Genomic DNA, 21,950 nt, shown 5'->3' with positions numbered 1-21,950 from the left:
CTCCACAAGTGTGGGGGCCTTTCTGGTATCGGGTGGGCAGGGGGGGCCATACCCCCTCTTACGCGCAAACCTGCCGGCCCGCCGCGCCCGAGGGGCGCCGCGGCCGGCTGTGGTGCTACGGAGGTGTCAGCCCTCGTCGGACTTCTTGAGGGCCTCCATGGCGCGCTCGGTCACCTCGGTGACCTTGCCGAGCGCCGAGATCGTCACGACCAGGCCCTGGGACCGGTAGTAGTCGATGATCGGCTCGGTCTGCGTGTGGTAGACCTCGAGACGGGTGCGGACCGTCTCCTCGGTGTCGTCCTCGCGCTGGTACAGCTCGCCGCCGCAGGTGTCGCAGACACCCTCGGTCTTCGGCGGGTTGTACGTCGCGTGGAAGACGTGCGCGCTGTCGTTACGGCAGATACGGCGGCCCGCGATGCGCTTGACCACCTCGTCCTCGGGGACCTCGAGGTCCAGGACCGCGTCCAGCTTGACGCCCTCGCCGACGAGCATCTCGTCGAGCGCCACGGCCTGCCCCACGTTGCGGGGGAAGCCGTCCAGCAGGAAGCCGCCCGCGGCGTCCTGCTGGGCCATGCGGTCCTTGGCCATCGCGATGGTGACTTCGTCCGGCACCAGCTGTCCCGCGTCCATGAAGGCACGGGCCTGCTTGCCAAGGTCGGTGCCCTGGCTGATGTTGGCGCGGAAGAGGTCGCCCGTGGAGATGTGCGGAATCGAAAGATTCTTGGCAAGGAACGCGGCCTGCGTTCCCTTGCCGGCACCGGGCGGCCCGACGAGGACGATTCGCATCAGCGGAGGAACCCTTCGTAATTGCGCTGCTGGAGCTGACTCTCGATCTGCTTCACGGTCTCCAGACCCACACCCACGATGATGAGGATGCTCGTCCCGCCGAACGGGAAGTTCTGGTTGGCACCACCGAAGCCCGCCAACGCCATCGTCGGCACAAGAGCGATCAGCCCCAGGTACAGCGATCCCGGCCAAGTGATCCGGTTGAGCACGTAGCTCAGATACTCGGCTGTAGGTCGACCGGCCCGGATACCCGGGATGAAGCCACCATACTTCTTCATGTTGTCCGCGACTTCTTCGGGGTTGAACGAGATCGCCACGTAGAAGAACGCGAAGAACACGATCAGCAGGAAGTAGGTCGCGATGTAGTACGGGTGGTCGCCCTTGACGAAGTGTGCCTGGATCCAGGTCGCCCAGCCCGCGGTGGAGTTGGAGAACTGAACGATCAAAGCAGGGATGTACAGCAGCGAAGAAGCGAAGATGACGGGAATCACACCCGCCTGGTTCACCTTCAGCGGGATGTAGGTGGACGTACCACCGTACGACCGGCGTCCGATCATGCGCTTCGCGTACTGCACGGGGATGCGGCGCTGGGCCTGCTCCACGAAGACCACGAGGCCGACCATCACGAAGCCGATGAGGATGACCGTGATGAACTCGATCCAGCCGTCGGCCAGCTTGCCGCTCTGCTTGATGGCCCACAGGGCGCCGGGGAAGCTGGCGGCGATCGAGATGAACATCAGGATCGACATGCCGTTGCCGATGCCGCGGTCGGTGATCAGCTCACCGAGCCACATGACGCAGGCGGTGCCGGCGGTCATGGTGATCACCATGACGATCGTCGTGAAGATCGACTGGTTCGGGACGATCTGGTCCGCGACGGGGCAGCCGCTGAACAGCGCGCCGCTGCGGGCGGTCGCCACGAGGCCGGTGCCCTGGAGGATGGCGAGCGCGACGGTCAGATAACGCGTGTACTGCGTGATCTTGGCCGTGCCCGACTGCCCCTCCTTCTTGAGGGCCTCGAGCCGCGGGATGACGACGGTCAGCAGCTGAAGGATGATGCTGGCCGTGATGTACGGCATGATGCCGAGCGCGAAGATCGTGATCTGCAGCAGTGCACCACCGCTGAACATGTTCACCAGACCGAAGAGGCTGTTGTTGCCCTTGCTGGCCTGATCAACACAGGTCTGGACGTTCTCGTAGCTCACCCCCGGTACGGGAATGTGCGCCCCGAGACGGTAGAGCACGATGATGCCGAGCGTGAAGAGCAGCTTCTTGCGCAGGTCGGGCGTCTTGAACGCCCGGGCGAACGCGGTGAGCACGGTGCCTCCTGCGACCCCCGCGCAAAAGCGAGAGGTGACGGTCTTGAGGATCGACGAATAGGTAACAGCCAAAGGAACCCGGGCGCTTGCCCGGGACGTACCACAGCAACAGTGCACGCCACCTTACCGGCGTACATGCCCCCCTAGGAACGACCAACCGGGGATGCCCCAAATGAGAGGCATCCCCGGTCGGGTGTTCAGGCCACAGCTCTGTCCGAGTTGTCTCAGACGAGTTCGGTGACGGAGCCGCCCGCGGCGGCGATCTTCTCCTTGGCGGAGCCGGAGACGGCGTCAACCGAAACCTGCAGCGCCACGGAGATCTCGCCCTGTCCGAGGACCTTGACGAGGTGGTTGTTGCGCACGGCGCCCTTGGCGACCAGGTCGGCCACCGTGACCTCTCCACCCTCGGGGTAGAGCGTCGCGAGCTTGTCCAGGTTCACGACCTGGTACTCCGTGCGGAACGGGTTCTTGAAGCCCTTGAGCTTCGGGAGACGCATGTGGAGGGGCATCTGCCCACCCTCGAAGCGCTCCGGAACCTGGTAACGGGCCTTCGTGCCCTTGGTACCACGTCCTGCGGTCTTACCCTTCGACGCCTCACCACGACCCACACGGGTCTTGGCGGTCTTGGCGCCGGGGGCAGGCCGGAGGTTGTGGGCCTTCAGCGGGTTGTTCTCCGCCATGTCAGTCAACCTCCTCGACCGTCACGAGGTGGCGGACGGTGTGCACCATTCCGCGGAACTCGGGGCGGTCCTCCTTGACAACCGAGTCGTTCAGGCGCTTGAGCCCGAGCGAACGCAGGGTGTCGCGGTGGTTCTGCTTGCTGCCGATGTACGACTTCGTCTGCGTGATCTTGAGGCGAGCCATTACGCACCCGCTCCCGCACGCGCACGAAGCAGAGCCGCGGGGGCGACGTCCTCGAGGGGCAGACCGCGGCGGGCCGCGATCTCCTCGGGACGCTGCAGGCCCTGGAGGGCCTCCACGGTCGCGTGCACGATGTTGATCGGGTTCGACGAACCGAGCGACTTCGACAGGATGTCGTGGACGCCGGCGCACTCGAGCACGGCACGCACCGGGCCACCGGCGATAACACCGGTACCGGGGGAAGCCGGCTTGAGCAGGACGACGCCCGCAGCCTTCTCACCCTGGATGGGGTGAGGGATGGTGCCCTGGATACGCGGGACCTTGAAGAAGCTCTTCTTGGCCTCTTCGACGCCCTTGGCGATGGCCGCGGGAACTTCCTTGGCCTTGCCGTATCCGACACCGACGGTGCCGTCACCATCGCCCACCACGACCAGCGCGGTGAAGCTGAAGCGACGACCACCCTTCACTACCTTGGCGACGCGGTTGATCGCGACGACGCGCTCGACGTACGCGGTCTTCTCGGCGGCAGCGCCACCGTCACGGCCCTTCCGGTCCCGCCGCTCGCCGCCACCGGCACCGCTTCCGCGGCGCTGGGGTCCAGCCATTGGATTTACCTCTCTCTGTTACGTCCGCTGTGCGTTGGAACCGGGGCTTAGAACTTCAGCCCGGCTTCACGGGCGGCGTCAGCCAGAGCGGCAATCCGCCCGGCGTACTGGTTACCACCGCGGTCAAACACGACGGCCTCGACGCCTGCAGCCTTGGCACGCTCGGCGACCAGGGCGCCGACCTGCTTGGCCTGGGCGCTCTTGTCACCCTCGCCACCACGGATCGACGTGTCCAGGGTCGACGCGGACGCGAGCGTGTGGCCCGCGATGTCGTCGATGACCTGGGCGACGATGTGGCGGTTGGAACGCGTCACGACCAAGCGGGGACGCTCCGGCGAACCGGAGATGTGCTTGCGGACGCGGATGTGGCGCCGCTTGAGGGCCGCGCGCTTGTACGCGTCGCCCTTGGCGATCTTCACACCGTATGCCATGGCTACTTACCAGCCTTTCCGACCTTGCGGCGGATGACCTCGCCCGCGTACTTGACGCCCTTGGCCTTGTACGGGTCGGGCTTCCGCAGCTTGCGGATGTTGGCGGCCACCTCGCCGACCTTCTGCTTGTCGATGCCCTCGACGCTGAGCTTCGTGGGCGACTCGACCTTGAAGGTGATGCCTTCCGGAGCCTCGATGAGGATCGGGTGGCTGTAGCCCAGGGCGAACTCCAGGTTGGAGCCCTTCGCCTGGACGCGGTAACCGACACCGCTGATCTCGAGCGCCTTGCTGTATCCCTGGGTCACACCGGTGATCATGTTCGCCACCAGCGTGCGGGACAGGCCGTGGAGGGCCTTGTTCTGACGCTCGTCGTTCGGGCGGACGACGTTGAGCACGCCGTCCTCACCCTTGGTGACCTCGATCGGCGCGGCGACGGTGTGCGAGAGGGAACCCTTGGGGCCCTTCACCGCGACCGTACGGCCATCGATGGTGACGTCCACACCGGCGGGAACCTGGATGGGGAGCTTGCCGATTCGCGACATGAGCTTTCCTTCCTTTCCCGACTACCAGACGTAGGCGAGGACTTCCCCACCTACGCCCTTCTTGCCTGCCTGCTGGCCGGTCAGGAGACCGTGGGACGTGGAGATGATCGCCACGCCCAGGCCACCGAGGACCTTCGGCAGGTTGGTGGACTTTGCGTACACACGCAGACCCGGCTTCGAAATGCGCTTGATGCCGGCGATCGAACGCTCGCGGTTGGGCCCGAACTTCAGCTCGAGGACGAGGTTCTTGCCGACCTCGGCGTCCTCGACCTTCCAGCCGGTGATGAAGCCCTCCTGCTGGAGGATCTCCGCGATGTGCGACTTGATCTTGCTGTGCGGCATCGAAACATCGTCGTGATACGCCGAGTTCGCGTTGCGCAGACGCGTGAGCATGTCTGCGATGGGATCAGTCATGGTCATGAGTTGGCCTTCGGCCTCTCTCGCCGGGGTTTCCTGTATGCGCCATCCCTCTCCCCACTCAGTGGCGGGACGGGTGCGGTGCGGGGACCTACGGCGTAGTAAGTCGGTCAGGGCGGCAGGCGCCCAACCCTTCAAGCCTACGGCATGAAGAGCGGGGCTCCTGCCGACCGGATACTTACCGAGAGCTTTCTGGTCCTCCCAAGCCCCTAGGGGCGAAGGAGAATTACCAGGAGCTCTTGGTCACGCCCGGCAGCTCGCCACGGTGAGCCATCTCACGGAGGCACACGCGGCACAGGCCGAACTTGCGGTAGACGGAGTGGGGCCGGCCGCAGCGCTGGCACCGGGTGTAACCCCGGACGCCGAACTTCGGCTTGCGGGCGGCCTTAGCGATCAGAGCCTTCTTCGCCACGGTCAGTTCTCCTTGAACGGGAAGCCGAGGTGACGAAGCAGGGCACGACCCTCGTCGTCGTTGGTCGCCGTGGTGACCACGGTGATGTCCATGCCCCGGACCCGGTCGATCTTGTCCTGGTCGATCTCGTGGAACATGACCTGCTCCGTGAGACCGAAGGTGTAGTTGCCACGGCCGTCGAACTGCTTGGGCGACAGGCCACGGAAGTCACGGATACGCGGAAGCGCGAGCGACAGCGTACGGTCCAGGAACTCCCACATGCGGTCACCACGGAGGGTGACGTGGCAGCCGATCGGCTGCCCCTCGCGCAGCTTGAACTGCGCGATCGACTTGCGGGCCTTGGTGACGGCGGGCTTCTGGCCGGTGATCGTGGTGAGGTCCTTGACCGCACCGTCGATCAGCTTGGAGTCGCGGGCGGCGTCGCCCACACCCATGTTGACCACGATCTTGACCAGACCGGGGATCTGCATGACGTTCTCGTAAGAGAACTCCTCACGCAGCTTGCCGGCGATTTCCTCGCGGTAGCGCGTCTTGAGACGCGGCGCAGTGGTGGCAGTCATCAGATGTCCTCACCGGTCCGCTTGGCAACGCGGATCTTCTTGCCCTCGTCGTCGAAACGGAAGCCGACGCGGGTGACGACCTTCTTGCCGTCCTTCTCCACGACCAGCTGCACGTTGCTGACGTGAATCGGGGCCTCGGTGGTGACAATGCCACCGGTCTGCGAGCCGCGAGCCGTCTGACCGGCCTTGGTGTGCTTCTTGACCCGGTTGACACCCTCGACGAGGACGCGGTCCTGAGCGGGGTAGGCCACGATGACCTTGCCCTGCTTGCCCTTGTCCTTACCGGTGATGACCTGGACCAGGTCGCCCTTCTTGATCTTCATGCTTACAGCACCTCCGGCGCGAGCGAGATGATCTTCATGAACTTCTTCTCGCGCAGCTCTCGGCCCACGGGGCCGAAGATACGGGTGCCGCGGGGGTCGCCGTCGTTCTTGAGAATGACAGCGGCGTTCTCGTCGAAGCGGATGTACGAGCCATCCGGACGACGACGCTCCTTGACGGTGCGAACGATGACGGCCTTGACGACGTCACCCTTCTTCACGTTGCCACCGGGGATCGCATCCTTGACGGTGGCGACGATGACGTCACCGATGCCCGCGTAGCGGCGACCCGAGCCACCGAGAACACGGATGGTGAGAATTTCCTTCGCACCCGTGTTGTCGGCGACACGCAGTCGCGACTCCTGCTGGATCACGTCTATCTCCTGATCGTCTGCCGGTTCCCGGCAGGGGCTCCGTTGCGGAAGCCCCTGCCGAGCCTGGCGGAACTGGCCTGAGGGGAGACCCCCTCAGGGATTACTTGGCCTTCTCGAGGATCTCGACGATGCGCCAGCGCTTCGTCGCGGACAGCGGACGCGTCTCCATGATGAGGACGCGGTCGCCGACGCCTGCGGCGTTCTGCTCGTCGTGGGCCTTGAGCTTGTTCGTACGGCGGATGACCTTGCCGTACAGCGCGTGCTTGACGCGGTCCTCGACAGCGACGACGACGGTCTTGTCCATCTTGTCGCTGACGACCAGACCCTCACGGGTCTTGCGGAAACCGCGGTCGGTGTTGGTCTCAGTCACAGTCTTCTCGCTCATCAGACGCTCTCCACCGTCTCGATGCCCAGCTCGCGCTCGCGCATCAGGGTGTAGATCCGGGCGATGTCCTTACGGACGGACTTGAGCCGACCGTGGTTCTCGAGCTGGCCCGTCGCCGCCTGGAAGCGGAGGTTGAACAGCTCTTCCTTGGCCTCGCGGAGCTTGTTGAGGAGCTCCTCGTTGCCCAGCTCGCGCAGCTCGGACGCCTTGGTACCGGCCGACATCACGACTCACCTGCCTCGCGCCGAACGATCCGGCACTTCATCGGAAGCTTGTGAGCAGCGCGGGTGAGCGCCTCACGAGCAATCTTCTCGTTCGGGTAGGACAGCTCGAACATCACCCGACCCGGCTTGACGTTCGCGATCCACCACTCGGGAGAACCCTTACCGGAACCCATGCGGGTCTCGGCCGGCTTCTTCGTCAGGGGACGGTCCGGGTAGATGTTGATCCAGACCTTGCCGCCACGCTTGATGTGACGGGTCATCGCGATACGAGCGGACTCGATCTGACGGTTCGTCACGTACGCCGGGGTCAGCGCCTGGATGCCGTACTCGCCGAACGCAACCTGCGTGCCACCCTTGGACATACCGCTGCGCTTCGGGTGGTGCTGCTTGCGGTGCTTGACCCTACGGGGGATCAGCATTTCGGTCAGGCCTCCGTTCCGGTGCTCTCAGCCGGAGCAGCGGCGGCGGGAGCGTCGGCCTTAGGGGCCTCCGCTGCCGGCGCGGACTGCTGCGGCTTGCGGCCGCGACCGCCACGCTCGCCACCACGGCCACCACGGCCGGCCGGGCGGTCGGCGCCGCCACGAGCCGGACGGTTGCCGGCGCGAGCCGCTGCGTTCTCGGCGCGAACCTCGGCGATGTTCTTGACGTCGCCCTTGTAGATCCAGACCTTCACACCGATGCGGCCGAAGGTCGTCTTGGCCTCGAAGAAGCCGTAGTCGACGTTCGCACGGAGCGTGTGCAGGGGCACGCGGCCCTCGCGGTAGAACTCCGAGCGGGACATCTCGGCGCCGCCGAGGCGGCCACCGCACTGGATCTTGATGCCCTTGGCGCCGGCCTTCATCGTGCTCTGCATGCTCTTGCGCATGGCACGACGGAAGGAGACGCGGGAGGAGAGCTGCTCGGCGACGGCCTGGGCCACCAGCTGAGCGTCGACCTCGGGGTTCTTGACCTCGAGGATGTTCAGCTGGACCTGCTTGCCGGTCAGCTTCTCCAGCTCGCCACGGATGCGGTCGGCCTCGGCGCCGCGGCGGCCGATGACGATGCCCGGGCGGGCGGTGTGGATGTCAACGCGGACGCGGTCGCGGGTGCGCTCGATCTCCACCTTGGAGATGCCGGCCCGCTCCATGCCCTTCGTCATCATGCGACGAATGGCGACGTCTTCCTTGACGTAGTCCTTGTACAGCTTGTCGGCGTACCAACGGGACTTGAAGTCCGTGGTAATGCCGAGCCGGAACCCGTGCGGGTTTACCTTCTGGCCCATTACCGGGTTCCTTCCTTGCTGCTGACGACCACGGTGATGTGGCTGGTCCGCTTACGGATCCGGTAGGCACGGCCCTGAGCACGCGGACGGAACCGCTTCAGGGTCGGGCCCTCGTCCACGTACGCCTCGCTGATGACCAGCGAAGAGGCGTCGGTGTGGTCGTAGTTGTGTGCGGCGTTGGCGATGGCGCTGTCAAGCACCTTGCCAACCGGCACGCTCGCGGCCTGCGGGGCGAAACGCAGGACCGCCTGAGCCTCCGTGGCGTCCATGCCACGGATGAGGTCCACCACGCGGCGGGCCTTCATGGGCGTGACGCGGATGTACCGCGCCTGGGCCCTGGCTTCCATGGTTGTCCCTTCGGTGTAAGTCATAGTCGTTTCCACCCCGCGGTTAGCGGCGCTTCGACTTCCGGTCGTCCTTGACGTGGCCGCGGAAGGTGCGAGTCGGCGAGAACTCGCCGAGCTTGTGGCCGACCATCGACTCGGTGACGAACACCGGGACGTGGATCTTGCCGTTGTGCACCGCGATGGTGTGACCCAGCATGGCCGGGACGATCATCGAGCGACGGGACCAGGTCTTGATGACGTTCTTGGTGCCTGCCTCGTTCTGAACGTCCACCTTCTTGATGAGGTGGCCGTCGACGAAGGGCCCCTTCTTGAGACTGCGCGGCATCTAAACCCGCTCCTAGCGCTTCTTGTTCGTCTTGCGGCGGCGGACGATGTACTTGTTCGATGCCTTCTTCGGCGAACGAGTACGACCCTCCTTCTGACCCCACGGCGAGACCGGGTGGCGACCACCGGAGGTCTTGCCTTCACCACCACCGTGCGGGTGGTCAACCGGGTTCATCGCGACACCGCGGACGGTCGGGCGAACGCCCTTCCAGCGCATACGGCCGGCCTTGCCCCAGTTGATGTTCGACTGCTCGGCGTTGCCGACCTCGCCGATGGTGGCGCGGCAGCGGGCGTCGACCAGGCGGATCTCACCCGACGGCATACGAAGGTGGGCCATGGAGCCCTCCTTCGCCAGCAGCTGCACGGAGGCACCCGCGGAGCGGGCGAACTTCGCGCCGCCGCCGGGCCGCAGCTCGATGGCGTGGATGGTCGTACCGACCGGGATGTTGCGCAGCGCCAGGTTGTTACCGGGCTTGATGTCGGCGGTCGGACCGTTCTCGACACGGTCACCCTGCGACAGGCCACGGGGAGCGACGATGTAACGCTTCTCGCCGTCCGCGTAGTGCAGCAGCGCGATGCGCGCGGTGCGGTTCGGGTCGTACTCGATGTGCGCGACCTTGGCCGGCACGCCGTCCTTGTCGTGACGACGGAAGTCGATCACTCGGTAGGCGCGCTTGTGGCCACCGCCCTGGTGGCGAACGGTCACACGACCGGCGTTGTTACGGCCGCCCTTGTTGTGCAGAGGGCGGACCAGCGACTTCTCCGGCGTGGACCGCGTGATCTCGACAAAGTCGGCGACGCTGGAGCCACGACGGCCCGGGGTCGTCGGCTTGTACTTGCGGATACCCATTTCTCAGTCCTCGTCCGATTCCGGACGACTCGACCTCCGTCAGGAGGTCGGGCCGCCGAAGATGTCGATACGGTCGCCCTCGGCGAGGGTCACGATGGCGCGCTTCGTGTCGGCGCGCTTGCCGAAGCCGGTCTTGGTCCGCTTGCGCTTACCCTGCCGGTTGATCGTGTTGACCCCGGTGACCTTGACCGAGAAGACCGCTTCCACGGCCTGCTTGATCTGGGTCTTGTTGGAGCCGGGCGCGACGATGAAGGTGTACTTGTTCTCGTCGAGCAGCGCGTAGCTCTTCTCGGAGACAACCGGCTTGACGAGAACGTCGCGCGGGTCCGAGTAGGTCTTGCTGGTAACGGTCGCCTCACTCATCAGGCGGCGCTCCCTTCGGTCTCAGCGGTCTGGGGGCCAGACACGAAGGACTCGAAAGCGGCCTGGGTGAAGACCACGTCGTCAGAGACGATCACGTCGTACGTGTTCAGCTGGCCCGGCTCCAGGATGTGCACCTGGGGCAGGTTGCGAGCGGACAGCCACGCGGCCTCGTCGGAGCGCTCGACGACCAGGAGCAGGTTGTTGCGCTCCGAGATCTTGCCGAACAGCGTCTTGGCGGCCTTGGTGGAGATCCCACCCTCGACCACGCCGGTGACGACGTGGATGCGGGAGTGACGCGCCCGGTCCGAGAGGGCACCGCGCAGGGCGGCGGCCTTCATCTTCTTCGGGGTGCGCTGCGAGTAGTCACGCGGCTGCGGGCCGTGGACGACGCCACCGCCGGCGAACTGCGGCGCGCGGGTCGAACCCTGACGCGCGCGGCCGGTGCCCTTCTGGCGGTAAGGCTTGCGCCCACCACCGCGGACCTCGCCACGGCTCTTGGTCTTGTGCGTGCCCTGACGGGCAGCTGCCAGCTGGGCGACGACGACCTGGTGGATCAGCGGAACGCTGGTCTTCGCGTCGAAGATCTCCGCGGGGAGCTCGACGGTACCGGCCTTGTCGCCTGCCGGCGAAAGGATGTCAATGGTGCTCATTACCTCAAGCCCCCTTGGCCGCGGTACGGACCAGGACGAGGCCGCCGTTCGGACCGGGGACCGCGCCCTTGATGAGCAGCAGACCCTTCTCCGCGTCAACCGCGTGGATGGTCAGGTTCTGGGTGGTGACGCGCTCGTTACCCATCCGACCGGCCATGCGCATGCCCTTGAAGACACGCCCAGGGGTGGCGCAGCCACCGATCGAACCGGGGGAACGGTGCTTGCGCTGCACGCCGTGACCGGCGCCGAGGCCCCGGAAGTTGTGACGCTTCATGACACCGGCGAAGCCCTTGCCCTTGCTCTTGCCCGTGACGTCAACCTTGACGCCGGACTCGAACACCTCGGCAGTGACCTCCTGGCCCAGCGTGTACTCGCTGGCGTCAGGGGTGCGGAGCTCCACCAGGTGGCGGCGCGGGGTCACGTCGGCCTTGGCGAAGTGGCCCTTGAGGGGCTTGTTCACCTTGCGCGGGTCGATCTCGCCGAAGGCGATCTGGACCGACTCGTAGCCGTCGCTGTCGTTGGTGCGGACCTGGGTGACGACACAGGGCCCGGCCTTGACGACGGTCACCGGGACGACCCGGTTGTTCTCGTCCCAGACCTGGGTCATGCCGAGCTTCTCGCCCAGGACGCCCTTAATGTTCTTAGCCATCTCGCGCGTCACCTCAGAGCTTGATCTCGATGTCGACGCCCGCCGGCAGGTCGAGACGCATGAGCGAGTCAACCGTCTTCGGCGTGGGGTCGAGGATGTCGATGAGGCGCTTGTGCGTGCGCATCTCGAAGTGCTCGCGCGAGTCCTTGTACTTGTGCGGCGACTTGATGACGCAGTACACGTTCTTCTCAGTGGGCAGCGGCACCGGGCCCGCGACCGACGCACCAGTGCGGGTCACCGTCTCGACGATCTTCTTCGCCGAGGAGTCGATGACCTCGTGGTCGTAGGCCTTGAGCCGGATGCGGATCTTCTGTCCCGCCATGGCTACTAGTAGTCCTGTCTCTCAATAACGCTCTGGAACCCGGGAGTTCTCTTAACTCCGCCTCCGACCCACGCGGTCGGGCGTGTCGCATCCCCTCTACGAAGATCTCCCGAAGGATTTCCCAACCAAGGGGGTGCGGGCCGAAACCGCGCTGCCGGGGGCGAAACCCCACCGGGTGCCTGGCCGGTGCCCCGCTGACACTTCCCGGAAGATTCCCGTACGTCCGACCCTGGGGATCGACGAGTACTGTGGGACTCGCTTCCGGTCCTCCCGGCGGGAGGCGCGCAGCATTGACACTCAACCGAGCAACCTGGCTAGTGTGCCATACGGCGCATGGGCCTGGCCAATCGGGCCGGAGATCTTACCCCCTGTGGGGGACAGCTCAAACAATGACACCAGCGCAGGGGCCCTCACGCTCCCCCGACGCCCTTCCGCCTCGCCGGTCGGGGTCGAGCTGGACCGAGGCGGTGACCTGCCGCGAACGCCCCGCTGGTTGAATCCGTCACATGTCCACACACCCCCCTGTCCAGTCCTGGACCCTGCGCCCCGCCCTGCCCGAGGACGTCGAGCCCATAGCCGAGCTGCGGGCGGTCGTCATGCGGCCCGACCTCGAACGCCTCGGCCGGTACGACGAGCAGCGGGTCCGGCAGCGCTTCCGGGACGCCTACGAGCCCGGGCAGACCGAGATCGTTCTGATCGGCGACGCCTTCGCGGGATGCGTCGCGCTGCGCCCGGCGGACGACGGATGGTGGCTGGAGAGCTTCCTCCTCGCGCCCGAGGTCCAGGGCCGGGGCGTCGGCACGGGGGTACTCACCGCCCTCCTGGCCAGGGCCGACGCCGCAGGCACTCCGGTGCGCCTCCAGGTCCTCCAGGGCAGCCCCGCCCGCGGGCTCTACGAGCGCCACGGGTTCCGGCGGGAACACGAGGACGCGGTGGACGTGTACATGGTCCGGGAGGCCCGGGGCTGACCTCAGGGGCCCTGCTTCCGCGACCGCTCACCGGATCGTGGATTCCCGAGACCCGGTGAGCCACGACCCGGTCCGCCGCGTCCCGGGTCTCCGCGTCCTGGTGAGCCGCGACGTAAAAGGCTTTGAAGTACTCGGGAAATGACCCTTCCCAACCCCACCCTGCCGCCCCATCCGGCCTGATCACTCTCACGGGTGAATTCGGGCAACTGGGCTGGATTCGGGACGGGTTGGCTGCCATATGCTCGCCGCGACAACCCCAGACATGCGACGGCCCCCGGCCGGGACTGAGAATCCCGATCGAGGGCCTGACCACCGAGGAAGTAAGAGGCTTCCCGATGGATACCCAGCAGGTTAACGCGCGCCCTCGCGCGGAATCCCGTAAGGCCCCGGAAAACAGGCCTACTTCCGGTGTGATCCACGACAACACCCGGCACAGCGCCGCCTTCACCGTCGTGGGGAACCACCTCTGCCAGCACCGGGCGCTGTCGCTGCTGGCGATCGGTCTCGCGGTGCACATCCAGTCGCTGCCCACCGGCGCGCGGATCGGCATCAAGCACCTCGCGGCCCGCTTCCCGGAGAGCGAGGTCAGGATCGCGGCGGCTCTGCGCGAGCTGGAGGCGACCGGCTATCTCCGCCGCAGCCGCACCCGGCTCCCGGACGGCCGGGTCGTCACCCGGACCGTCTCCTGCAACCAGCCCGGGACCCCGGCGGTGTCCGGCCGCCCTCGGCACACCCGGCGCGAGGCAGCGGCCACCGCACCGGCAACGAGTGCCCCGGAAACCCTGGCACCGCCCGCCGCCCCACCATCCCTCCAGGGGGCACCCGCCGCCCCACCGTGGTTCCCGGCGCAGCCCTCCGCACCCACGCCGATGGTGGAGCCACCTCAGGCACCCCCGCCGGCCCCCGCACCCGTGCCGATTCCCTCCACCCCCGCCCACGTCCCGGCCCCTGCCGCATCCGTACACGTCCCGGCCCCTGCCGCGCCCGTGCGCGTGCCGACGCCCACCGCGCGCATCGCACCGCCGCCGCCGCTCCCCCGCCCGCTGGCCGACGACGCGGATCGCGACCGGCTGGCAAAGGCGCTGCTGGGTGATCTGCGGCGGGTCTCACCTCAGCTGACGCTGACCGAGGAGGGCATCGCGTCACTCGCCCCAGGAGTGGCCACCTGGCTGGAGCGCGACGCCCACCCCGACGCCATCCGACAGGCCCTGACCAGCGACCTGCCCGTCCCGGTCAAGCACCCGGCCAAGCTGCTGCGCCACCGGATCACCGCACTGCTGCCGCCCCCGCTGCCGGGCGCACAGGACCTGGTGCCCACGCGCCCCGCCAGGATCGTCATCCCGCTGCAGAACTGCGACCGCTGCGACCGCGCCTTCCGCTCGCGCCGTCCCGGACACTGCCGGGACTGCCGGGCGGACGCCCTGCCGGCGGCCTGAGCGGAAGGCTCGCGGTCACGGGCTTCGGAGCCCCCGGGACAGCCCTCAGGTGCGGGTGGTCGTGCCGCACTCCTTGCTGTCCCGCCACTCGCTCCGGTCGTACGGGTCGACCAGCTCGTCGCCGGGGGCCGTCGCGTGGTCGTCACCGTCGAACCACGGGTGCAGGAAACCGTCGTAGACGTCGCACTCGGTGTTACCCACGCTGGACTCGTACGTCTGGAGCGTGATCTTGCCGGGTGTCGCGTCCCACCGCTCGGGGTCGTACATCACAGCCGTCATCCGGCGGCGCACGATCGTCCGCGCAACGTCGTCACTGCCGGTCTTCCTCAGGGCGTACACGAAGGTGTAGTCCGCATCGACCTTTACGGAACCGGGCTCACCCGCCTTGAAGGTCATCCGACCCCGGACCTTCACCACGTCCCCCAGCACCTCGGCCTCATCAGGGTCGAAGCGGGACACGAGCATCACCGGGTCGTTGCTCTCGCTCGGCTCGGAAAGGGAATCCTTCAGTTGTTCCCGCGCTCCCGACGGGTGCGGATCGAGCAGTCGCAGCACCGACTCCGGCCTCTCCCCGCGCAGGGTCGCCGGATTCAGGTTGGACTCGACGAGGAGCCGGCGGGTCTTGTCCAGGGCATCCGCAACCTCCTCCTTGCTCATCCCCCCGGTCGCCCTGGCTTCCGGAAGCTCGATGCCCCGCGCGCCATCGGCCCAGCGGAGTGCGGGAGACCCGCGGAAGGGCTCGGCCTGCGTCGGCCGGTCCGGAGCCTCGCGTGGCGGTGCGGCGCTGGGTGGCGCGGTCTCCGACAGCAGTCGTGTGGTGTCGGCATCCGGTGCCACGCCCCCACCCGGGAGGTGGTCTGTCAGAAGGCTCGGCCGCATGGCGATCACCAGGAGACCCATCACCACGACGAAACCGAGGCCGCCGGCGAGGCGGCTCCGCTTCCGCGAGCGCCCGTTCATCTCCTGCCAGGCGGGGCCGGTGCGCCAGCCCTCGGGCTGCCAGGGTTCGGTCTGCTTCGGCTTCCTGCCCCACCGCCGCCCGGACCGCTGGGCAGCAGCCGCCTCCTCGTCGAGCGCCCGCAGTCTGGCGGTGACCATCCGAGCCCGCGCGGACGGCTCCTTGGGCGCTTCGGGGCTGCGGCTCTCCGCCTGTGCGACGAACTCCTCCCACTGTTCGTCGGAGACGGAGGATCCGTCCGCCTTCGACTGCGGCCTGCCGTCATCGCCGGACCGCTCATCCGGTGACCCACTCATGCTCACTGCGCTGTCCCGCTCCCCACCTGACGTCGTCCTCGCACCCTCATGCGCCACCTCGCAGTCGCACAAGAGGACGAACGCTTCCGTGATGATCTTGTGACGGCCCGGTGCGCACCCCGTGAGGCCGCCCTCTCCGCAGAGGCGGCGGCCGCAGCCGGGAGACGGGCCCGCCGCGCGGCCGCCGCGTGCCATAACGCCGCGGCATGGCCGGCCGGGATGTACCGGTCTCCACCCTCCTCCGGAACCCTGAGGCGCGTCGATCCCCCACCGGCACGCCCGGCGCGTGTCCCGCGAAACGAGGAACCATGCGTATATCCAGGTTGGTCCCCGCCACCGCTGCCGTAGCGGTCTCCGTCCTCGCCCTGCTCTCCCCCGACGCCTCGGCCGCCGCCCCCTCCACCCAGGCCGTGCAGCCGATCATCGGTGGCGGTTACGCGCAGAGCTCGCCCGGGGCGGCCCGCCTCTTCTCGAACGGCCGGGAGACCTGTTCGGCGACGGTCATCGCGCCGACGTGGATCCTCACCGCGAAGCACTGCGTATCCGGCGGCGGGCTGTCGTTCCGCGTCGGCAGCCTCGACCAGCACAGCGGGGGCACCCTCGCCAACGGTGTCCAGACCTACACCCACGGCGCGGACCTCGCGCTCGTACGCCTGGACCGCTCGGTGCAGGGCACCTACGCGACGCTGGGGCAGCCCGGCACCGTGCGGGTGGGTCAGAACGTGCAGGTGTGGGGATGGGGCGCCACCCCGCAGTGCGGCTCCGAGGCGAACTGCCAGTCCCGCTACCTGAAGGTGGCCGATGTGACCGTCACCAGCGGCTGCACCGACGCGTACGGCGGCTCGGCCATCTGCGCCCGGCGCGGCAACGGCATCACCGCGGGCGGCGACTCCGGCGGCCCCATGACGCTCAACGGCGTACAGGTCGGCGTGGCCTCCACCAGCGACCGGCAGACCACGACCGCGTACACCAACGTCACCGCCTACCGCTCCTGGATCCGGTCGGTCGCCGGCGTCTGACGGACCTCCGGCAACGGCGAAGGGCCCCGCCCCACCGCGCGAACGGTGAGACGGGGCCCTTCTTGGTGCTCGGTGAGGAGCAACCAGGTCAGACGATCAAGTGATTACTTGATGATCTTGGTGACCTGGCCGGCGCCCACGGTCCGGCCACCCTCACGGATGGCGAACTTCAGGCCCTCTTCCATGGCGACCGGCTGGATCAGCGCGACGTCCATGAGGGTGTTGTCACCCGGCATGACCATCTCGGTGCCCTCGGGAAGGGTCACAACGCCCGTCACGTCCGTGGTACGGAAGTAGAACTGCGGGCGGTAGTTGTTGAAGAACGGGGTGTGACGGCCACCCTCGTCCTTCGACAGGATGTAGGCCTGGGCCTGGAACTCGGTGTGCGGCGTGACCGAACCCGGCTTGATGATGACCTGGCCGCGCTCGACGTCCTCGCGCTTGATGCCACGGAGGAGCAGACCGACGTTCTCACCGGCCTGGCCCTCGTCGAGCAGCTTGCGGAACATCTCGATGCCGGTGACCGTGGTGGTGGTCTTCTCGGTCTTGATACCGACGATGTCGACGGTCTCGTTGACCTTCAGGACACCACGCTCGATGCGGCCGGTGACGACCGTACCGCGACCGGTGATCGTGAAGACGTCCTCGATCGGCATGAGGAACGGCTTCTCGACGTCACGCTCGGGCTGCGGGATGGCGTCGTCGACGGCCTTCATCAGGTCGAGGACGGACTTGCCCCACTCGGCGTCGCCCTCGAGCGCCTTGAGCGCCGAGACCTTGACGACCGGGACGTCGTCGCCCGGGAACTCGTACTCGGAGAGGAGCTCACGGACCTCGAGCTCGACGAGCTCCAGGATCTCCTCGTCGTCCACCATGTCGGCCTTGTTCAGGGCGACGACGATGTACGGAACGCCGACCTGGCGGGCCAGGAGCACGTGCTCCTTGGTCTGCGGCATCGGGCCGTCGGTGGCCGCGACCACGAGGATGGCGCCGTCCATCTGCGCCGCACCCGTGATCATGTTCTTGATGTAGTCAGCGTGACCCGGGCAGTCGACGTGCGCGTAGTGACGCGACTCCGTCTGGTACTCGACGTGCGCGATGGAGATGGTGATACCGCGCTGGCGCTCCTCAGGAGCCTTGTCGATCTGGTCGAAGGCCGAGGCCTCGTTCAGGTCCGGGTACGCGTCGTGCAGCACCTTGGTAATGGCGGCCGTGAGGGTCGTCTTACCGTGGTCGATGTGACCGATGGTGCCGATGTTGACGTGCGGCTTAGTCCGCTCGAACTTTGCCTTCGCCACTGGGGTCCTCCTGAGTGGATCTGTACGCCTTGCTTCATCGGCGCCAGGTGATCTTTGCTGGAATGCCGGTGCCGGGGGCATTCGCCGCACCGCTCTCGCGGGCGACGAATGCCCTACCGGGCTCCGGTGACAAGCCTAAAGCGTGAGCTCCGAAGAGTTACTCGCCCTTGGCCTTCGCGATGATCTCCTCGGCGACGTTCCGCGGAACCTCGGCGTAGGAGTCGAACTGCATCGAGTAGCTTGCGCGACCCGAGGTCTTGCTGCGGAGGTCTCCGACGTAGCCGAACATCTCCGAGAGGGGCACGAGGCCCTTCACGACGCGAGCGCCGCTGCGCTCCTCCATGGCCTGGATCTGGCCACGGCGGGAGTTGAGGTCGCCGATCACATCGCCCATGTAGTCCTCGGGCGTGGTGACCTCGACGGCCATCATCGGCTCGAGGAGCACGGGGGACGCCTTGCGGGCACCCTCCTTGAACGCCTGCGAACCGGCGATCTTGAAGGCGAGCTCCGAGGAGTCGACCTCGTGGAAACCACCGTCGAGAAGGGTGACGCGGACGCCGACCATCTCGTAGCCGGCCAGGATGCCGAACTGCATGGCTTCCTGGGCACCCGCGTCCACCGAGGGGATGTACTCACGGGGGATGCGGCCACCGGTGACCTTGTTGACGAACTCGTACGACGCGTCGCCACCCTCGATGGGCTCAAGGGCGATCTGCACCTTCGCGAACTGGCCGGTACCACCAGTCTGCTTCTTGTGCGTGTAGTCGATGCGCTCGACGGTCTTGCGGATCGTCTCGCGGTACGCGACCTGGGGCTTGCCGACGTTCGCCTCGACGCGGAACTCGCGCTTCATGCGGTCGACGAGCACCTCGAGGTGGAGCTCACCCATACCACCGATGATGGTCTGGCCGGTCTCCTCGTCCGAGTGCACCTGGAAGGAGGGGTCCTCCTCCGAGAGACGCTGGATGGCGACACCCAGCTTCTCCTGGTCACCCTTGGACTTGGGCTCGATGGCGACCTGGATGACCGGCGCCGGGAAGTCCATGGACTCCAGGATCACCGGGTTCTTGTCGTCGCACAGCGTCTCACCGGTGGTGGTCTGCTTCAGGCCCATGACGGCGATGATGTCGCCGGCGCCCACCGACGCGATCTCCTCACGCTTGTTCGCGTGCATGCGGTAGATCTTGCCGATGCGCTCCTTCTTGCCCTTGACCGAGTTCAGCACCGCGGTGCCGGCCTCGAGGCGACCGGAGTAGATCCGGACGAAGGTGAGCTTGCCGAGGTGCGGGTCGCTCGCGATCTTGAACGCCAGGCCCGAGAAGGGCTCGTCGTCCGAGGGCTTGCGCTTCACGACGGTCTCGGGGTCCTTGACGTCGTGGCCTTCGATGGCCTCGACGTCCAGGGGCGAGGGCAGGTAGCGGACGACCGCGTCGAGCAGGGGCTGGACGCCCTTGTTCTTGAACGCGGTGCCACAGAACACCGGGGTGACGGTGACGGAGTCGGCGCCACCCTTCGACGCCAGGGTGATCCGGCGGATCGCCTCGTGCAGCTGCTCCTGGGTGGGCTCCTCGCCCTCCAGGTACAGCTCCATCATGGCGTCGTCGTTCTCCGAGACGGCCTCAAGGAGCTTGCCGCGCCATTCCTCGGCGGCCTCCTTCAGGTTGTCCGGGATGTCGATGACGTTGTACATCTCGCCCTTGACGGCCTCTTCGGGGTACACGAAGGCCTTCATGGAGACGAGGTCGACGACGCCGGTGAAGTCCGCCTCTGCGCCGATCGGCAGCTGCATGACGATCGGCACGGCGCCGAGGCGCTCGACGATCATGTCGACACAGCGGAAGAAGTCGGCACCGGTGCGGTCGAGCTTGTTGACGAAGCAGATACGCGGAACGCCGTAGCGGTCCGCCTGACGCCACACGGTCTCGGACTGCGGCTCGACGCCCGCCACACCGTCGAACACGGTGACGGCGCCGTCGAGGACGCGGAGCGAACGCTCCACCTCGACGGTGAAGTCGACGTGACCCGGGGTGTCGATGATGTTGATGGTGTGGTCAACATCGTTGAGCGGCCAGTGGCAGGTCGTCGCGGCGGACGTGATCGTGATGCCGCGCTCCTGCTCCTGCTCCATCCAGTCCATCGTGGCAGCGCCGTCGTGGACTTCACCGATCTTGTACGAAACGCCGGTGTAGAAGAGGATCCGCTCAGTGGTGGTCGTCTTGCCCGCGTCGATGTGGGCCATGATCCCGATGTTGCGGACCTTGGCCAGGTCAAGCGAAGTGGTGGCCATAAGGCTCAGTCTTCTCTCGGTCTCGATTGGGGTAGCGACTACCAGCGGTAGTGCGCGAAGGCCTTGTTGGACTCGGCCATCTTGTGGGTGTCCTCACGCTTCTTGACGGCAGCGCCAAGACCGTTGGAGGCGTCGAGCAGCTCGTTCATGAGGCGCTCGGTCATGGTCTTCTCGCGGCGGGCGCGGGAGTAACCGACGACCCAGCGGAGCGCGAGGGTGGCGGCGCGACCGGGCTTGACCTCGATCGGCACCTGGTAGGTGGCGCCACCGACACGGCGGGACTTGACCTCGAGCGAGGGCTTGACGTTCTCAAGCGCGCGCTTCAGCGTGATGACCGGGTCAGCGCCGGTCTTCTCGCGGAGGCCTTCCATGGCGCCGTACACGATCCGCTCGGCGGTGGAACGCTTGCCGTCGAGCAGGATCTTGTTGATCAGCGAGGTGACAAGAGGAGAGCTGTAGACCGGGTCGATGATGACCGGGCGCTTCGGGGCGGGGCCCTTACGAGGCATTCTTACTTCTCCTTCTTGGCGCCGTAGCGGCTGCGGGCCTGCTTGCGGTTCTTGACACCCTGGGTGTCGAGCGAACCGCGGATGATCTTGTAACGAACACCCGGCAGGTCCTTCACACGGCCACCACGCACGAGCACGATCGAGTGCTCCTGCAGGTTGTGTCCCTCACCCGGGATGTAGGCCGTGACCTCGATACCGGAGGTCAGACGCACACGCGCGACCTTACGGAGCGCCGAGTTCGGCTTCTTCGGGGTGGTCGTGAACACACGCGTGCAGACGCCGCGGCGCTGGGGCGAACCCTCGAGCGCGGGCGTCTTGTTCTTCTCGACCTTGTCCTGCCGGCCCTTCCGGACCAGCTGCTGGATCGTAGGCACTACTTCTCCGGTTTCTGTGTGCCGTTCGTGAAACTAACCTGGAACACCCACCGACCCACGCGGTCGGGTGTGTCGAATACTGCACGCCCCTGCGATCAGGCAGGAGGAACACAGATTGCGGTGGCCACTTACGGACTCGCCGTGCGGTTGAGGACACGCACACGAGCCCAGGCACACCCCAGGCACAAGGCTTGAGCGTACCTACCTCACGGAGCTGGGTCAAAACAAATGCTGTCCACGCCCGCCCACGGGGGCCGTGGAGCACCCGGGCCGGCCCCCGGGACCGCCCGGCTCGCGTGTCCGGTTGCCGGATCCCGGCAACCGGCCGGCGCCGGAACGGCCCGGATCTGCCCTGCCGCCATGCCCCACCGGTGCCGGACGATGCGGTCAGCCGACCAGTCGGGCCGCTCCCCGGACCGGCCCGGACCCGAGGAGGTCCCGGATGACAGCCGACCGCCGTGAATCCGTGTCCCGGGCGCCGAGCGCGCTCTCCACCGACGTCAGCCTGGCCGTCATCGAATACGGTGACGCCGCTTCCGCCTACGCGCGGGCCATGACCGCTCCCGGACTGTCACGGTCCGTCGTCGACGACTACGCGATCGTCGTCGACGTCCTGGCTCTCGCCCGCAAGGTCCCGCTGCCCGACGTGCCGCCCCTGCTCGCCGTGGGAACCCGTGCGCTGCTGCGGGTCCACCACGCCCTGCTGGGCTGAGAGAGGCCGCCCCGAGGGCCGGGACGGCACACACGCCTGAGGGCGGTCACCCCGTGCGCAACGGGGTGACCGCCCTCAGGCGTTCAAGCGA

32 protein-coding genes are annotated in these 21,950 nt (G+C 67.0%); 4 read left to right on the top strand and 28 right to left on the bottom strand.

The window, feature by feature from the left end:
• Positions 1–126 precede the first annotated feature (126 nt).
• The 23 genes from ACFXOA_RS26535 to rpsJ form a co-directional block, all read right to left on the bottom strand.
• On the bottom strand, positions 127–786 hold the full coding sequence (locus ACFXOA_RS26535; protein ID WP_385033463.1) for an adenylate kinase: 660 nt from the start codon (positions 784–786) through the stop codon (positions 127–129).
• Positions 786–2,105 carry a preprotein translocase subunit SecY gene (gene secY, locus ACFXOA_RS26530; RefSeq protein ID WP_362667236.1) on the bottom strand — a complete coding sequence of 440 codons (1,320 nt, stop codon included), beginning with the start codon at positions 2,103–2,105 and terminating at the stop codon, positions 786–788. Before secY ends, ACFXOA_RS26535 begins: the two co-directional genes overlap by 1 nt.
• A 224-nt stretch (positions 2,106–2,329) precedes the next feature.
• Positions 2,330–2,785 carry a 50S ribosomal protein L15 gene (gene rplO, locus ACFXOA_RS26525; RefSeq protein WP_362552680.1) on the bottom strand — a complete coding sequence of 152 codons (456 nt, stop codon included), beginning with the start codon at positions 2,783–2,785 and terminating at the stop codon, positions 2,330–2,332.
• A 1-nt stretch (position 2,786) separates the two neighbouring features.
• Complete coding sequence (gene rpmD / locus ACFXOA_RS26520) at positions 2,787–2,969, bottom strand: 50S ribosomal protein L30 (protein WP_003966943.1); 183 nt, start codon at positions 2,967–2,969, stop codon at positions 2,787–2,789.
• The gene (gene rpsE, locus ACFXOA_RS26515; RefSeq protein WP_362552677.1) at positions 2,969–3,571 is read right to left on the bottom strand and encodes a 30S ribosomal protein S5; all 603 of its coding nucleotides are present in this window, start codon (positions 3,569–3,571) and stop codon (positions 2,969–2,971) included. Before rpsE ends, rpmD begins: the two co-directional genes overlap by 1 nt.
• 47 nt (positions 3,572–3,618) lie before the next feature.
• Positions 3,619–4,002 carry a 50S ribosomal protein L18 gene (gene rplR, locus ACFXOA_RS26510; protein ID WP_014047792.1) on the bottom strand — a complete coding sequence of 128 codons (384 nt, stop codon included), beginning with the start codon at positions 4,000–4,002 and terminating at the stop codon, positions 3,619–3,621.
• A gap of 2 nt (positions 4,003–4,004) precedes the next feature.
• Positions 4,005–4,544, bottom strand: coding sequence for a 50S ribosomal protein L6 (gene rplF, locus ACFXOA_RS26505; protein ID WP_014154583.1), 540 nt, complete (start codon positions 4,542–4,544; stop codon positions 4,005–4,007).
• A 21-nt stretch (positions 4,545–4,565) separates the two neighbouring features.
• A complete protein-coding gene (rpsH, locus tag ACFXOA_RS26500) occupies positions 4,566–4,964 on the bottom strand; it encodes a 30S ribosomal protein S8 (protein ID WP_007446728.1) in 399 nt (132 codons plus the stop codon).
• A gap of 223 nt (positions 4,965–5,187) precedes the next feature.
• A complete protein-coding gene (locus ACFXOA_RS26495; protein ID WP_003948630.1) occupies positions 5,188–5,373 on the bottom strand; it encodes a type Z 30S ribosomal protein S14 in 186 nt (61 codons plus the stop codon).
• 2 nt (positions 5,374–5,375) lie between these two features.
• Positions 5,376–5,933, bottom strand: coding sequence for a 50S ribosomal protein L5 (gene rplE / locus ACFXOA_RS26490; protein WP_033297605.1), 558 nt, complete (start codon positions 5,931–5,933; stop codon positions 5,376–5,378).
• Complete coding sequence (rplX, locus tag ACFXOA_RS26485; protein ID WP_362552667.1) at positions 5,933–6,256, bottom strand: 50S ribosomal protein L24; 324 nt, start codon at positions 6,254–6,256, stop codon at positions 5,933–5,935. Before rplX ends, rplE begins: the two co-directional genes overlap by 1 nt.
• Positions 6,257–6,258: 2 nt before the next feature.
• Complete coding sequence (gene rplN / locus ACFXOA_RS26480) at positions 6,259–6,627, bottom strand: 50S ribosomal protein L14 (RefSeq protein ID WP_003974257.1); 369 nt, start codon at positions 6,625–6,627, stop codon at positions 6,259–6,261.
• A gap of 100 nt (positions 6,628–6,727) precedes the next feature.
• Positions 6,728–7,012: a 30S ribosomal protein S17 gene (gene rpsQ, locus ACFXOA_RS26475; RefSeq protein ID WP_385033456.1), complete on the bottom strand. Its 285-nt coding sequence runs from the start codon at positions 7,010–7,012 to the stop codon at positions 6,728–6,730.
• The gene (gene rpmC, locus ACFXOA_RS26470; protein WP_014047786.1) at positions 7,012–7,236 is read right to left on the bottom strand and encodes a 50S ribosomal protein L29; all 225 of its coding nucleotides are present in this window, start codon (positions 7,234–7,236) and stop codon (positions 7,012–7,014) included. The genes rpsQ and rpmC overlap by 1 nt, the downstream gene beginning before the upstream one ends.
• On the bottom strand, positions 7,236–7,655 hold the full coding sequence (gene rplP / locus ACFXOA_RS26465) for a 50S ribosomal protein L16 (protein WP_003966953.1): 420 nt from the start codon (positions 7,653–7,655) through the stop codon (positions 7,236–7,238). The genes rpmC and rplP overlap by 1 nt, the downstream gene beginning before the upstream one ends.
• A gap of 5 nt (positions 7,656–7,660) precedes the next feature.
• Complete coding sequence (rpsC, locus tag ACFXOA_RS26460; RefSeq protein WP_014047784.1) at positions 7,661–8,497, bottom strand: 30S ribosomal protein S3; 837 nt, start codon at positions 8,495–8,497, stop codon at positions 7,661–7,663.
• The gene (gene rplV, locus ACFXOA_RS26455) at positions 8,497–8,844 is read right to left on the bottom strand and encodes a 50S ribosomal protein L22 (protein ID WP_004571827.1); all 348 of its coding nucleotides are present in this window, start codon (positions 8,842–8,844) and stop codon (positions 8,497–8,499) included. Before rplV ends, rpsC begins: the two co-directional genes overlap by 1 nt.
• 43 nt (positions 8,845–8,887) lie before the next feature.
• A complete protein-coding gene (gene rpsS, locus ACFXOA_RS26450; RefSeq protein WP_003966956.1) occupies positions 8,888–9,169 on the bottom strand; it encodes a 30S ribosomal protein S19 in 282 nt (93 codons plus the stop codon).
• A 12-nt stretch (positions 9,170–9,181) separates the two neighbouring features.
• The gene (rplB, locus tag ACFXOA_RS26445; RefSeq protein WP_362552661.1) at positions 9,182–10,018 is read right to left on the bottom strand and encodes a 50S ribosomal protein L2; all 837 of its coding nucleotides are present in this window, start codon (positions 10,016–10,018) and stop codon (positions 9,182–9,184) included.
• Positions 10,019–10,057: 39 nt separating this feature from the next.
• Complete coding sequence (gene rplW / locus ACFXOA_RS26440) at positions 10,058–10,381, bottom strand: 50S ribosomal protein L23 (protein ID WP_014154589.1); 324 nt, start codon at positions 10,379–10,381, stop codon at positions 10,058–10,060.
• Positions 10,381–11,031, bottom strand: coding sequence for a 50S ribosomal protein L4 (rplD, locus tag ACFXOA_RS26435; protein ID WP_365519147.1), 651 nt, complete (start codon positions 11,029–11,031; stop codon positions 10,381–10,383). Before rplD ends, rplW begins: the two co-directional genes overlap by 1 nt.
• A 4-nt stretch (positions 11,032–11,035) precedes the next feature.
• Positions 11,036–11,680: a 50S ribosomal protein L3 gene (gene rplC, locus ACFXOA_RS26430; RefSeq protein WP_327176191.1), complete on the bottom strand. Its 645-nt coding sequence runs from the start codon at positions 11,678–11,680 to the stop codon at positions 11,036–11,038.
• 13 nt (positions 11,681–11,693) lie between these two features.
• Entirely contained in the window at positions 11,694–12,002 is a 309-nt protein-coding gene (rpsJ, locus tag ACFXOA_RS26425; protein ID WP_003948644.1) for a 30S ribosomal protein S10, read from the bottom strand.
• A gap of 506 nt (positions 12,003–12,508) precedes the next feature.
• Here rpsJ and ACFXOA_RS26420 point away from each other — a divergent pair.
• Positions 12,509–12,970: a GNAT family N-acetyltransferase gene (locus tag ACFXOA_RS26420; RefSeq protein WP_385033450.1), complete on the top strand. Its 462-nt coding sequence runs from the start codon at positions 12,509–12,511 to the stop codon at positions 12,968–12,970.
• A gap of 335 nt (positions 12,971–13,305) precedes the next feature.
• On the top strand, positions 13,306–14,406 hold the full coding sequence (locus tag ACFXOA_RS26415) for a helix-turn-helix domain-containing protein (RefSeq protein ID WP_385033447.1): 1,101 nt from the start codon (positions 13,306–13,308) through the stop codon (positions 14,404–14,406).
• A gap of 45 nt (positions 14,407–14,451) precedes the next feature.
• On the opposite strand, the gene ACFXOA_RS26410 is transcribed toward ACFXOA_RS26415, so the two are convergent.
• Positions 14,452–15,660, bottom strand: a complete 1,209-nt coding sequence (locus ACFXOA_RS26410; protein WP_385033444.1) for a hypothetical protein — start codon at positions 15,658–15,660, stop codon at positions 14,452–14,454.
• A 308-nt stretch (positions 15,661–15,968) separates the two neighbouring features.
• On the opposite strand from ACFXOA_RS26410, the gene ACFXOA_RS26405 reads away from it, so the two are divergent.
• Positions 15,969–16,679: a S1 family peptidase gene (locus ACFXOA_RS26405; protein ID WP_385033441.1), complete on the top strand. Its 711-nt coding sequence runs from the start codon at positions 15,969–15,971 to the stop codon at positions 16,677–16,679.
• Between the two features lie 104 nt (positions 16,680–16,783).
• On the opposite strand, the gene tuf is transcribed toward ACFXOA_RS26405, so the two are convergent.
• The 4 genes from tuf to rpsL form a co-directional block, all read right to left on the bottom strand.
• The gene (gene tuf, locus ACFXOA_RS26400) at positions 16,784–17,977 is read right to left on the bottom strand and encodes an elongation factor Tu (RefSeq protein ID WP_362667215.1); all 1,194 of its coding nucleotides are present in this window, start codon (positions 17,975–17,977) and stop codon (positions 16,784–16,786) included.
• Between the two features lie 157 nt (positions 17,978–18,134).
• On the bottom strand, positions 18,135–20,264 hold the full coding sequence (fusA, locus tag ACFXOA_RS26395) for an elongation factor G (protein ID WP_362667213.1): 2,130 nt from the start codon (positions 20,262–20,264) through the stop codon (positions 18,135–18,137).
• Positions 20,265–20,302: 38 nt separating this feature from the next.
• Entirely contained in the window at positions 20,303–20,773 is a 471-nt protein-coding gene (rpsG, locus tag ACFXOA_RS26390) for a 30S ribosomal protein S7 (RefSeq protein WP_018101248.1), read from the bottom strand.
• 2 nt (positions 20,774–20,775) lie between these two features.
• On the bottom strand, positions 20,776–21,147 hold the full coding sequence (gene rpsL / locus ACFXOA_RS26385) for a 30S ribosomal protein S12 (protein ID WP_003948652.1): 372 nt from the start codon (positions 21,145–21,147) through the stop codon (positions 20,776–20,778).
• A gap of 442 nt (positions 21,148–21,589) precedes the next feature.
• Between rpsL and ACFXOA_RS26380 the strand changes: the two genes are divergently transcribed.
• Positions 21,590–21,859 (top strand): hypothetical protein, encoded by a 270-nt coding sequence (locus tag ACFXOA_RS26380; protein WP_385033436.1) that lies wholly within the window; start codon positions 21,590–21,592, stop codon positions 21,857–21,859.
• The last annotated feature ends 91 nt before the right edge of the window (positions 21,860–21,950 follow it).

Origin of the sequence: Streptomyces sp. NPDC059166 (assembly GCF_042755185.1) — a bacterium.
Taxonomy (GTDB): domain Bacteria; phylum Actinomycetota; class Actinomycetes; order Streptomycetales; family Streptomycetaceae; genus Streptomyces.
Note: the sequence above shows the minus strand (reverse complement) of the source record. Positions and strands in the feature narration are given on the sequence as shown.